This is a genomic window from Humiphilus diazotrophicus (assembly GCF_059726315.1).
Genome location: NZ_AP040870.1, coordinates 1586195 through 1598583 on the forward strand (window position 1 = coordinate 1586195; position 12389 = coordinate 1598583).

13 protein-coding genes are annotated in these 12389 nt (G+C 52.4%); 9 read left to right on the plus strand and 4 right to left on the minus strand.

Going from position 1 to position 12389, the window contains the following annotated elements:
• Positions 1–273: 273 nt before the first annotated feature.
• Both thrB and thrC read right to left on the minus strand, forming a co-directional pair.
• A complete protein-coding gene (gene thrB, locus AC6I7T_RS07830) occupies positions 274–1191 on the minus strand; it encodes a homoserine kinase (RefSeq protein ID WP_497792794.1) in 918 nt (305 codons plus the stop codon).
• Positions 1188–2552 (minus strand): threonine synthase, encoded by a 1365-nt coding sequence (gene thrC / locus AC6I7T_RS07835; RefSeq protein WP_497792795.1) that lies wholly within the window; start codon positions 2550–2552, stop codon positions 1188–1190. Before thrC ends, thrB begins: the two co-directional genes overlap by 4 nt.
• A 60-nt stretch (positions 2553–2612) precedes the next feature.
• Between thrC and modA the strand changes: the two genes are divergently transcribed.
• The 3 genes from modA to AC6I7T_RS07850 are packed head-to-tail and all read left to right on the plus strand — an operon-like array spanning position 2613 to position 4808.
• A complete protein-coding gene (modA, locus tag AC6I7T_RS07840) occupies positions 2613–3374 on the plus strand; it encodes a molybdate ABC transporter substrate-binding protein (protein WP_497792796.1) in 762 nt (253 codons plus the stop codon).
• 47 nt (positions 3375–3421) lie between these two features.
• Positions 3422–4084: a molybdate ABC transporter permease subunit gene (modB, locus tag AC6I7T_RS07845; protein WP_497792798.1), complete on the plus strand. Its 663-nt coding sequence runs from the start codon at positions 3422–3424 to the stop codon at positions 4082–4084.
• On the plus strand, positions 4077–4808 hold the full coding sequence (locus tag AC6I7T_RS07850; protein ID WP_497792799.1) for an ATP-binding cassette domain-containing protein: 732 nt from the start codon (positions 4077–4079) through the stop codon (positions 4806–4808). The genes modB and AC6I7T_RS07850 overlap by 8 nt, the downstream gene beginning before the upstream one ends.
• On the opposite strand, the gene AC6I7T_RS07855 is transcribed toward AC6I7T_RS07850, so the two are convergent.
• The gene (locus AC6I7T_RS07855) at positions 4774–5805 is read right to left on the minus strand and encodes a UDP-N-acetylmuramate dehydrogenase (RefSeq protein WP_497792800.1); all 1032 of its coding nucleotides are present in this window, start codon (positions 5803–5805) and stop codon (positions 4774–4776) included. The genes AC6I7T_RS07850 and AC6I7T_RS07855 overlap by 35 nt on opposite strands.
• A 166-nt stretch (positions 5806–5971) precedes the next feature.
• Here AC6I7T_RS07855 and AC6I7T_RS07860 point away from each other — a divergent pair, with 166 nt between their 5' ends.
• The 3 genes from AC6I7T_RS07860 to AC6I7T_RS07870 all read left to right on the plus strand — a co-directional run bounded on the left by AC6I7T_RS07860 (position 5972) and on the right by AC6I7T_RS07870 (position 8245).
• A complete protein-coding gene (locus tag AC6I7T_RS07860) occupies positions 5972–6397 on the plus strand; it encodes a BrxA/BrxB family bacilliredoxin (RefSeq protein WP_497792801.1) in 426 nt (141 codons plus the stop codon).
• Positions 6398–6560: 163 nt separating this feature from the next.
• Entirely contained in the window at positions 6561–7622 is a 1062-nt protein-coding gene (locus AC6I7T_RS07865; protein WP_497792802.1) for an SPL family radical SAM protein, read from the plus strand.
• A gap of 152 nt (positions 7623–7774) precedes the next feature.
• Positions 7775–8245: a hypothetical protein gene (locus tag AC6I7T_RS07870; protein WP_497792803.1), complete on the plus strand. Its 471-nt coding sequence runs from the start codon at positions 7775–7777 to the stop codon at positions 8243–8245.
• A 97-nt stretch (positions 8246–8342) separates the two neighbouring features.
• On the opposite strand, the gene AC6I7T_RS07875 is transcribed toward AC6I7T_RS07870, so the two are convergent.
• Positions 8343–9395 (minus strand): L-threonylcarbamoyladenylate synthase, encoded by a 1053-nt coding sequence (locus AC6I7T_RS07875; RefSeq protein ID WP_497792804.1) that lies wholly within the window; start codon positions 9393–9395, stop codon positions 8343–8345.
• Between the two features lie 64 nt (positions 9396–9459).
• Here AC6I7T_RS07875 and cyaB point away from each other — a divergent pair, with 64 nt between their 5' ends.
• From cyaB to AC6I7T_RS07890, 3 genes are all read left to right on the plus strand, one after another.
• The gene (gene cyaB / locus AC6I7T_RS07880; RefSeq protein WP_497792805.1) at positions 9460–10029 is read left to right on the plus strand and encodes a class IV adenylate cyclase; all 570 of its coding nucleotides are present in this window, start codon (positions 9460–9462) and stop codon (positions 10027–10029) included.
• Positions 10030–10133: 104 nt separating this feature from the next.
• A complete protein-coding gene (locus AC6I7T_RS07885; RefSeq protein ID WP_497792806.1) occupies positions 10134–10517 on the plus strand; it encodes an energy transducer TonB in 384 nt (127 codons plus the stop codon).
• A 33-nt stretch (positions 10518–10550) separates the two neighbouring features.
• Positions 10551–12296 (plus strand): methyl-accepting chemotaxis protein, encoded by a 1746-nt coding sequence (locus tag AC6I7T_RS07890; RefSeq protein ID WP_497792807.1) that lies wholly within the window; start codon positions 10551–10553, stop codon positions 12294–12296.
• Positions 12297–12389: the final 93 nt, after the last annotated feature.

The following is a 12389-nucleotide window of genomic DNA, read 5'->3' on the forward strand; positions in this document are numbered from 1 at the left end:
TCGCAAAACGGTATCCGCCGGCAAATGGAAAGGATTAACAAATCCTTTGACTCAAATATTAAAGCGCCCGGACTCGAATCGAGTCACGGGCGCTAGAGCAGCCCTCCCCCAGAACTGCCCACATTGCGAAAATAGGGGGAAGAAGGAGAAAAGTAAATCGAACTTAGGTAACACATTTTAGGTAGCGAGAGTGTAAGTTACTGGTTTGGGCAGCAATAGAGCACATCTCGCTTAACTCTTTAATAAACAAGAAATTGCGGCAAGAATCCGCCGTCAGTAGGCGGCTATTCTCTGATGTCTGGCACCATTTCCCGTAAAAGTACTCAGAATAAATTGCACACACATACTCCCGTGTACCGCCTGTTGAACCGCAGCTTGCGCTTCAGGAAGATGTTCTTCCGATTCCACTACGAGTAAAACAGCAGGTCCCGCACCACTCAAGGCAACCCCGAGGATACCTTTCGTACCAGATAATGGCAGCAAGATCGGCAGCAGCGGACAGATCTCCGCCCGGTACGGCTGGTGAATATGGTCGCGCATGGCCACACGAAGCAGACCGCCTTCTCCCGTGCTCCAGGCCAAGCCCAGCAGAGATGCAGACTGCAGATTGGCAACAACATCCTTCCTGCTATATTGCTGAGGTAAAACCGAACGCGCCTTAACAGTTGGTAAAGGAGAGTCGGGCAGAACCAGCATTGCTCGCCAAGCACTGGGAGACTGCACGCGAAGAGTACGAATCGAACCGTCCTCGTCCGCAGCAGCAATCGTCAATCCACCAAGCCAACAAGCAGCAACGTTATCCGGATGGCCCTCAATCTGGCATGCTTCATCGAGGATTCGATCGTCATCCCAACCCAATTCCCCAAAGTGAGACGCAAAGGAAACCGCCGCCAATAAAACAGCAGCCGAAGAGCCACACCCCATTCCGAGAGGAATCTCATTCCGCATGGTAATGGCGAGTGGAATTAGGGGTTTGCCGTACTTGCCAAGAACCTGTTGGTACGTTTTGATCAGCAGATTATCTTCGACTACCGCACAGATATCGGCATTCCGACCCGTTGCCGTAATGGAGAAGGCAGAGGCCGGAACGGCCTCCACCTCAAGAAATTGCGCGATAGCAACCGCCGCGGTATCAAAGCATGGCCCTAGATTGGCGGACGTAGCCGGCAATCGCAGCGATAAGCGCTTCATGGCCGTCCCCATTGATCAAGGGCCTTGAGAACTGCATCGGCGGAGGCATCCAGTTGAACCGGCGCATGCTGCATTTTCTGGATTTCCGCTTCATGGCCGGTTTTCTCTTCAGGTCTCAACAATTCACCACGGAAGAAGTCGATGGTGAAGTTGGCGTCCTTCAGGGTATGTCCAGTAAGGAGCAGAACCACTGTCTCTGAAGGAGCTACCTTGCCCTGCGCAACCAACTTTTTCAAGCCGGCAAGCGTAACAGCAGAGGCAGGCTCACAACCAATGCCCTCACGGCCGATTTCAGCCTTGGCAATGGCAATCTCAGCCTCATTAACCTGCTCACAACATCCGCCTGTCTCCAGGATGATCCGTGCTGCCTTTCTCCAAGAGGCGGGATTACCAATGCGAATAGCGGTTGCGCGTGTCTCCGCCTTTACCGGGGTGATACTTTGGCCACCGTTATTGGTCATGCTGAGATAGAGAGGATTCGCGCCTTCGGCCTGTATGACCGAAATACGAGGTAGCCTGTCGATCAGCCCTAGACGCAGCATCTCCTTGAAGCCCTTTCCCAGAGCTGAGCTGTTGGCCAGATTGCCTCCCGGTACGATGACGTGATCCGGAACCTGCCAGTCCAAAGCTTCGACCATTTCCAGCGCCGGAGTTTTCTGACCTTCGAGGCGATAGGGATTGACGGAGTTCAGCAAATAGATCGGGGCCTTTTGAATGACTTCGGCAAGAACCTTCACGCAGCCATCGAAATCGGTCTTTACCTGGCAGGTCAGGGCTCCGTAATCCAACGATTGAGCGAGCTTACCCCACGCGATCTTTCCTTCCGGAATCAGGACAAGGCTCTTCATTCCAGCTACAGCGGCATAAGCGGCCATCGCAGCAGAGGTATTTCCGGTCGAGGCACAGGCTACCCAATCATAGCCTCTCTCTTTCGCGACGGAAAGAGCCGCGGTCATCCCTGTGTCCTTAAAAGAACCGGTAGGATTCATTCCCTGATGCTTAGCTAAAAGTCGATGCAATCCGAGGCTCTTAGCACAGCGCGGTAAGGAATACAGAGGAGTATTTCCCTCACGCAATGTCACCGCATTCGAAGGCTGGTCCAAAATAGGCAGCAATTCGCGGAAACGCCAGACACCACTCTGATCCAGGGGCTCAGAGGAGTGCCGTCTTTCGCGCCATAGCCATTTCAGCGCCGAAGGATTGGGCTTCCATTCGCCGGGCTCGCCATGGTGACTCCACTGTGGGTACTGCACTTCAAAAAGTTCGCCACAGTTCTCGCACCGGAAGTTTTTGGGTGCCTGCTCGCCGTTGAGCACGCGACCGCAGCCGATGCAGTGCAACTGATGAAGACTTTCTCTCATGGATAGGTTTAGCCTAGCAGTTTCCGGGTACAAATGTGCTCGTAAAAAAGGAGATCGTGCATGCGGCGTGTTTTCTCACTGATTCTTCTTGCCATCACCACAGCCAGTGCACTACTTGCACAGCAAGCCCCATTGCGGCTGGCAGCAGCGGCAGATTTACAGCCGGTACTTCCAGGTATCCTTACCGCATTCCGGCAACAGTACGGAAGAGAGGTCGTGGCCTCCTACCAATCCTCCGCGACCTTGACGGCACAAATCGAGAATGGAGCGCCATTCGATCTCTTTCTCTCGGCTGACATGTCATTCCCGCAAAGACTGGTTAGCGAAGGACTGACAGACGGAGCAGCACCCGTCCTCTACGCTCGGGGCACTCTCGTTCTGTGGGCCCGAAAAAATTCTCGTTTCTCCGTACCATCACTCGACACCCTAAAAGATCCACAGCTGAAAACTCTGGCCATTGCAAATCCGGCGCATGCCCCCTACGGACGAGCAGCACTGGCCTTGCTTACGAGACTCGGCTTGGCAGACACGCTTCGCCCCAAAATGGTTACGGCAGAGAATATCTCCCAAACTGCACAATTCGTTGATTCCGGGAATGCAGATATAGGACTCATTTCGTTGACCTCGGCCCTTACTCCGCGTTTGCGCGAAAACGGAAACTATTTTTCCATTCCCCGGAATCTCTATCCCCCTATTGAACAAGGGGCAGTGATATTGAAACGAAGCACTGATCAGCGCGCCGCCCGCCAATTTCTGAGTTATCTCCTGAGTGGGGTAGTCCAGGAGCACTTCTCGGCGGGAGGATTAACGCCTGCAAAGTAATGTATTCGTGACATTGGAATGTTTACGTGGCAATCTAGAGCAAAAGTATGGACAGCACAGCCCTCATACTGACGCTAAAGCTCGCCACGATTACGTCGGCGATACTCCTCGCAATCACCATCCCGGTTGCTGCTTGGATTGCTCTCAGCAAGAGTCGCTTGCGCTCCATTGTTGAGTCGCTCGTAAACCTGCCACTTCTGCTCCCTCCAACGGTTCTGGGCTTTTATTTACTGGTGTTACTAGGACCTCGAACAGCTTTTGGGCGGATGTGGATAGGCATTCTAGGACACCCGTTAGCCTTCTCGTTTGCCGGACTGGTGTTCGGCTCTGTGCTTTACAGTCTTCCCTTCGCAATCCAGCCGCTGGTATCGGGTTTTCTCGCCATCGATCCCGAGATCCTGAATGCGGCCCGCCTCCTGGGAAGTGGAAATATAACTATTCTGAGAAAGATTCTTTTGCCTCTTTCCGGCCCTTCCTTGCTTGCAGCTACGGTTCTGTCCTTTGCACACACAGTAGGCGAATTCGGAGTCGTTCTGATGATCGGTGGAGATATCCCAGGTGCCACAAGGACGCTCTCAATCTCCATCTTCGATCAGGTGCAGGAGGCCCGCTATGCAGAGGCCAACCAAACAGCAGCTCTGTTACTAGGAATATCCTTTATCGCTCTCCTCCTGGTTTACGGAAGAAGGCAATGGTCGCGTCATGCTTGAAGTCCAGGTGAAATACCGTCGCGAAAGTTTCCAGTTGGATATGGCCTTTCAGCTGGATTCCCCTTGGACTGTCATCTTTGGGCCCTCCGGAAGCGGAAAAACAACTTTACTAAGAATTCTTGCAGGGCTACTCGAGTTGGATTCCGGCTATATTCGCCTAAACGGTCATCTCCTCGCCGACGCTGCTACAGGAGTGCACATTCGAGCTGGGCACAGAAATATCGGCTTGGTCACGCAACAGCCAGCACTCTTCCCGCACATGAGCGTTCAAGAGAATGTGGCCTTCGGACTGAGAGCTCTAGACCGAGGAGAGAGAGAAGCACAAGTGGCACTGATGCTGGAATTAGTCGAAGCGGGAAATCTTGCCCAGAGGTCGGTCAAACAACTTTCGGGTGGCGAGGCGCAACGCGTGGCCCTCGCTCGGGCTCTCGCACCAAAACCACATTTGGTGTTATTGGATGAGCCCTTTTCGGCACTCGATGGAAAACTCCGGCAGACGATTATCTCTAACCTGACTGCATGGCTGATGGAACACAGCATTCCGGCTATTTCTGTAACTCATGCAATTGCAGAAGCCTTTCAGACGAGGGCTGAAGTCCTCGTCTGCCAGGAAGGGCAGATTGTTGCCCAAGGGCCATCGGATCAGGTTCTCGCCGCTGAACGGGAGCGGTTACTGACAATTCTCTTGTCTAGCCAACAACGACTGGCTCTGGCTCCAGAATGATACCGAAGCGAGAACGAACTTCAGCTATGACGCGATCGCGCAACGCAAAGATATCGGCAGCGGTTGCTCCTCCACGGTTGATCAACGCTAGCGTGTGGCGGCTCGAAACTCCCGCATTTCCCATTGCATATCCTTTGATAAAGCCAGCATGCTCCATCAACCAGGCTGCAGGAACCTTTACTTTTCCCGGTCCGGCAGAATAGTGAGGCACCTTCACGCCCTCCTTCGCTTGGAGCTCAGCAAAGTGCGTATCGGGAATTACAGGATTCTTGAAAAAGCTGCCTGCACTGCGACAATCAGCTTCTCCCTCGACAAACAGCATGCCCTTTCCTCTTCGAATCTCACGAACAACTTCCGCTACTTCGTTAAGAGAGGGTGCACTTCCTGATACGAAGCGTTTCTGAAGATCCGCATAAGCAATACGCGCCGGAGATCCCGGCTGAAGTGTGTAATCAACCCGGCTGACGATATAGCGGTTTCGAGCCGTGGTGTTGAACATGCTACGACGGTAGGAAAAGGAACAATCCTCTTTGGAAAGCTCTACAAACCGCTCCGTTGTTCTGTCGTAGGCACGGACGCCAACAATCGTATCCGCAACTTCCTGTCCATAAGCCCCAACATTCTGAATGGGGGTACCACCAACCGTGCCGGGAATTCCAGCCAAACACTCTACTCCCGCACAGTCTTGCTTTACAGCCAGACTCACGAAGGTATCCCAATCCTCCCCTGCTCCTACATGAAAAACCGTCTTTTGTCCCAAATTCTCGATTTCGATACCCTTCCGCAAAATATGCAGGACTAATCCGGGAAATCCGGCATCGGAAACAAGAAGATTGCTACCGCCCCCCAAAATAAACAGCGGTAAATGATGTTCAGCCGCAAAGCTAATAGCTTCAACGATATCGCTCTCTTCGGTGGCTTGTGCAAACCATCGGGCTGGCCCCCCGATACCGAATGTCGTTAACGGCGCAAGCGCAACATGCTCTTGAAATTGCATTTTGCCTAGCTTATATGAGGGAAAAGTGGAAGAAAGGTGATTTAGCTCACTAGAATAGAGAAGCAGAACCCTATGACGTTTCTCTCGTGATCAATGTCAACTTGGTCGATCAGGAGAAAGATGTTGTAAAGAAGCGAGTTGAAAGTTAGAAAGCCGGAGGAATGAAATGTACCCAGAGATCATGGTGATTCCCATGCGCGAAGAGCTCACACGCGCAGGGGTCAAAGAAACAAAAACCGCCGCCGAAGTCGATGCAGCCCTAGCCAAGCCGGGAACGACGTTGGTAATCGTAAATTCAATCTGTGGTTGCGCGGCCGGAAAGATGCGGCCAGGAGTACGCATGGCATTGCAACACAGCAACTTGCCAGACCAGGCAATCACCGTCTTCGCGGGTCAGGACCGGGAAGCAACCGAACAAGCGCGCTCGTACTTTGAGGGAAATCTTCCCTCATCCCCTGCTATCGCCATTCTCCGCGACGGAAAGCTTGTATACCTGATGCAACGGTCGCTCATCGAGGTCAATACAGCTCAGGCTATTGCTGCGGAGCTGACTCGTGCCTTCGATGAATTCTGCGCAAAGGCCACTGTTTAAGGCTATATCGCGAAACGAAGCCGGACTTTCCCCTCCGGCTTCGCTGCTTCCCTTCAACACTTCTCCAGCCGCAACCAAAAGCCTACATATCCCCGAAACCTACTCGCCTTCCACATTGACTCTTCTCTCAAACCTCGCTACGCTTTCTGCTAGAGGCGAACAAATGGCGAAACAAGGTCTACTGCTTCAGGACAACTTGTTCCCTATTCTGACCGATTCTCGGAATTTGCAAGGGAAAGGCATTGCTCAACTGGCAGCTCAGGGTTCGGTTCTCGACAACGGTCACTTTGTGGAATATCGAAGCCTGGAGATCCGCTCTATTTTGAGTGATTGTTCCTCGAAGCGGGTGATGTTTGCCAAAGGCCTCAATCCTTATCGGGGCTGCGAGTTCGGCTGCCGGTATTGCTATGCTCGCTATACCCACGAGTTCATGGAATTCCGAAATCCGGAAGACTTCGAAAAGCTTATCTTCATCAAGCAAAACGCAGCCTGGATACTGCAGCAAGATCTGCGCAAGATACGGCCTGGCGAAGAAATAGCCATCGGAACAGCAACCGATCCCTACCAGCCCATAGAGAGACGAGCCGGAATCACACGCAGCCTGCTGGAAGTTCTTTCAGAAAGATCTGGATTGTATATCGGAATTGTCACCAAATCAACCTTGATCGAAAGAGATATCGATCTACTAACTCGGATTGCAGGCAAGAATAAGCTCACACTGCATCTCACAATCACCACAGCGGACCAGCAACTCGCCAGGATTCTGGAACCAAGGGCTCCGAGACCAGACCTACGCTTCAGAACAGTGCAACGTTTACGAAGTAAGGGTTTGCGTACCGGCATTCTCTGCTCTCCGATCTTCCCTGGAATAACTGATAACTTCACGGCATTCGACACTATGGCATACAAATCACGCCAAGCTGATGCATCCTTTTTCTATGCCCAGCCACTATTTCTAAAATCCTGCTCCCGCGGAATCTTTCTTGATTTTCTTCGTCAGCACTTTCCAAAGCTGGTTCCGAGCTATGAGCAACGCTTCCAGGAAAGGGCCTTCGTTTCCAAGGCATATAGCCAACGAATCCAGTCCCTAGTTCAAGCTATTTGTAAAGCGCACGGACTAAACCGGCATCGCTGGGAAGCAGTAGCGAACCAAAATCGGGAGGAGGCTTCTTCGTCCCAACAACCTAGCCAACCCTGGCTATGGCCGGAATTACAAGAAGGATAAAAGGAGTTATTGGAGTAATCAGAAACTAGGATTAGGATACGCATTAAGCTAACCGTTTGCCGAAACAAAGAATAAAAGACCACTAGCGCGGGATCTTTTTCCGGCGTGGAACGGCGAGCTGTGAAACAGCATCTTAATCATTACTGAAATTTATGCCTAATCCTGCAGCAATTCCCCAAGGCGCTCCGAAACCGGTGGCAGCCAAGCCAGTTCCGGAGCAGCGCAGCTTAAGCTTTCAGCCAGCCTCTTCCTCGACGAAGGGATCTGAAAATCCGGTGGTCCCACCTGTAATCGGGCCAAGGAAACTTATTCGCCCCTCTTTACCAGGTATCACAGGCACACGTAATGTACGGAGGCGAGAGCCTTCACCCATGCTCGTCCACCAAATCGCACTCGAAAATAGTTCTGCACATACGGAAAGCAGTCATGCAGAGGCTTTCTATTTCCAGAAGCAGATGCAGATGCAGACCCCGCTCGTCTTCGTTCTGGAAGGCGACGAGAGAATTGAAGGTCAAATCGAGTGGTATGACCGGAATGCGATTAAGGTAAGAAACAGCCGCCGTGTTCTTATTTACAAATCCAGCATTAAGTATCTGTACAAAGCCAACGATCCCGAAAGTTAAGCTTCTATAAGAATCGTCTTCACTGAAATAAAACGGAATACTTAGTAAAGTTATGAGTCTCTCTCGCTCTGAAGAAAGACTCACCGGATAGTCTGTTCTATTTTTCGCGGGCTGCCTTGCGTAACCTGTCTCGAAGCGCGAGGCCAATCCCTTGCTCAGAGGGCAAAGGACACAAAATTACTTTCACGCCTGCAGAGTCCAGCTCGCGCAAGCCGGCAAAAAGCCTTTGAGCGAGTTCTTCCTGACTAGACCAACGGCCCCACTGAAACACTGTGGCAGAGGTCTCCGCAAGAGGGGTGAATCCTTCGGGAAGCATCAACCCCAGACGTTCATCCTTCCATTCTTCCTGCAAAGCCGAAAACTGCTCTCGCTGCTGATCGATATTGCCCTCGATCAAAATCAGACGAGCTCGTGGTGCATAGTGGCGGATACCCACTCCGGGAGACGGGAGAGCTTCAGGGGCAGAAGCTGAGGCCTGGGAGTGCTCCACAAACATACAAACTGCGCCGCAAACTGAGCGCAACTGTTCCAAAGTGACTATCCCCGGACGATACACCACGGGTGGGCTCAGTGTGGGATCCATCACCGTGGATTCCAGGCCGTGGGTAGTCTCTCCCGAATCCAGAACAGCATCGATGCGTCCGTCCAGATCCTCCAAGACATGCTCGGCACGTGTCGGACTGGTCCGACCAAATGAATTTGCACTGGGCGCCGCAATTGGTATACCGGCATGCCGGATCAGTGCCCGGGCAACGGGATGGGAGGGCATACGAACCCCCACTTTTTCTCGTCCGGCGGTTACGATCGGAGGAACCGTCTCCGAACGCGGCAACAGCAACGTTAGGGGGCCGGGCCAAAAGGAACGCATCAACAATCTTGCTGTTTCCGGTATCTCTGTCGTAATTGGTTGAACCGATTCCTCATCGGCAACATGTACGATGAGCGGATCCCAAGACGGGCGGCGCTTGGCGGCAAAAATCTTTTCTACAGCCTTTGAATCAAGGGCGTTTGCCCCCAAGCCGTATACCGTTTCGGTTGGCAAGGCCACCAAACCGCCGCTAAGCAGAATGCGGGAGGCAGTCTCCAACGCCCGCAAAGATTCGGGAGCGTCCAAATGGGCGGCGTCAATCTTGAGACGCAGAGTCTTCATAGTATTAAGAACATTATCGCCCCTGATCCTGTATGGAACCCGAAAGTGTCTTATACTCCGGCCTATGACTGTGATTGAAACTGAGATCAAATTCCGCGTAAACGATGCTGTTGACCTTGAAAGACGATTGCAGAATGCGGGATTTCATCAAGTCACACCTCGTACCTTCGAGAGCAACACGCTTTTCGATACTCCCGACAGAAAACTTCGCAAGGAACAACAGATTCTGCGTATTCGCCAGTATGGCGAGAGCTGGGTGCTTACTTATAAGCGTTTACCCAAAGATCCCGGAGCGACGGAACACCATAAACATCGCGAAGAAACAGAGACTCGCCTCGAAGACGGCGACGCATTAGCCCATATCTTCAAACAACTCGGATACCAGGCTTGCTTCCGGTATGAAAAATGGCGTACCGAATGGGCGGACTCCACCGGCCACTGTGTCCTGGACGAAACCCCAATCGGCCTCTTCGCGGAACTCGAAGGTCCCCCTGAGTGGATAGACCACATTGCAGAAAAATTGGGTATCGGTCGTCAGGAATTTATGACGGAAAGCTACGGAAGGCTCTTCGAAACCTGGAGAAACGAGACGGGAAGTACCGCCGAACATCTGACCTTCGATTTAATTCGTTAATTCAGTCTAAAGTTTGTCCTATTTCGATACACGCACCTTCAAGTAACCAAAACTTATGACGATAAGTTGTATGAGCGAACTCTCGCTTCGTGAGGTGCGAAACCATGTCTTTTTTGAATCAATTTCTGCCTAAACTCAAAACCCGAACCCAGCTATCCCGTCATTTGAGCCTCGTTGCCGCAGTAGCAATGGTTTTCTCGATGGGCGCAGCTGTGGTCATTCCTGCCTCGGCGCTTGCAGAAGATCGCAAGGTTGAGCATCGTGTTCCCCCTGTTTACCCCGAACTCGCAAAGCGCATGAAGATCTCTGGAGTCGTAAAAGTCTCCGTTACAGTATCAGCCGATGGCAGCGTTGTGAAGGCCCAGGCTCTGGGTGGTAACCGGATGCTTGCTCCAGCTGCGGAAGATGCCGTGCGCCGCTGGAAGTTTGCTTCAGGATCGGGACAGTCCACTGTAGAAGTCGATGTGAATTTCCAGATGGCAGACTAGCCCAAACTGAAAGCGGGGTAAGGATCAAGGATCATGGCACAGAGTCTGAATCAGACCAAACTACAGACCAAATTCAGTATCAGCACAGGAGTGCTGATCGCTTCAATGCTACTGAGTTCTTTAGTGGCATTTGTAATCATGCAAAGGGTTAGTCGTCTTTCGACAAGCGTCGCTGAAGAGCGGGTGCCGTTGTTAAGCGGCATCCGCGATTTACGCGCCGAAGTCGATCTTTCCACTTCGTCCCTGAAGTCATATCTGTTATTCGGCATTGATCCATCTCTCGCTGGTCGATACAAAGACGAGCGCGCAAAGAACTGGGCGAAGGTTGAACAGGAAGCCAAGCATCTGGAAGAGATGAATGCAAAGTACGACCTCGGCCCGGATAAAGCCCGTATTGAAGCCATCGTAAAAGAGACCCGAACCTTAGGAGAGTCCGAAGGAAAGGTCGAACAGATGGCAATCGGAGCGGGAAGCGATGCTGCAGGACAAGCTTACGACCTGCTTCGCGTCGATGTCGCCGATCATGAATCGAAACTGAACAATCTCCTTAACGAAACAATCCAATCCCAGACAGCTGAAACTGCAAACACTACGCAAGCAGTGGCGTCCTCTGCCCGTGCAGTCATCCTTGTCATGTGGATCGTAACTATCCTGGGCGCAATAATCGGCGGCTTCATCTCCAGCAAGCTGGCACGGCGCATTGTCAAATCCATTCAGTTGGTTGCAGAGCGCGCAGAAGCTATTGCCGACGGTGATATCACCGGTGAATCTCTGCAGATCGAATCCAACGATGAAGTCACGGCTTTGGCAACTTCGGTCAACCGTATGCAGCAAAATCTGCGCGAGATGATCCGCACCATGAATGAGATCTCCGGAACCATCCACACTGAGGCTGAAGCACTTTCAACCTCGATGTCGGACAGCTTCCAGAGAACCGAAGAGCAAAGTCAGCAGACCCATCAGGCGGCAGCTACGATGCAAGAGATGTCCATCAGCATCGCAGAAGTTAGCCGTCACTCTCAAACCGCTGCAGTCGCAGCTAAGGATGCCTCCAAGACCGCCCGTGAAGGTGGCGCCATCGTTGAGCAGATGCTTAACAGCATGCAGGGCATCTCCACTTCAGTACGTGGTACCGCTGAGACCGTTCAACGTCTGGGCAAGGAATCCGACCAGATTATCCGCATTGTCAACGTAATCGAAGAGATTGCACAAAAGACCAACCTTCTTGCCTTGAACGCTGCAATTGAAGCAGCTCGTGCCGGAGAACAGGGACGCGGCTTCGCAGTTGTGGCTGGTGAAGTACGGCGCCTGGCAGAAAGCACCCGCGATGCTACAAGCGAAATCGCCCAGATGATTGGCACGATTCGTACGCACACGCTGGAAGCTGTCGGAGCCATGGAAACCGGAACCCAAACGGTGGAAGAAGGCATGGTCACCACAACCCGTGCAGGCGAGTCGCTGCAGCGCATCATCGGCATGGCCGATCAGGTCGATCAAATGATTGCTCAGATTGCCACCGCCTCTTCGCAGCAGACTTCCGCAGCACAGCAGTCCAGCGAAAACCTGGATGTTATCAGCAAACTTGGAACCGACGGCGCAGCAGCCATTCCGGAAACGCAGCGCATGATCGAATCCCTTGAAACCGGCGCCCGGCGCCTTCGCGAGTACATCAGCCAGTTCCGCGTGGACGACTCCACTTACTCGTCTCACCAACGTCCTGGCCTTACACCTTCAGTACCACGCCTTCAAACGAGCATGGTGCACAGCTACGGAGACTAACTATTAAGCACCAGAAAGCGAACTAACTCGCACTCACGAAAGAGGCAGAGAACATTTATCTGCCTCTTCTTTTTTTGTCACTGCAAGCCCCTG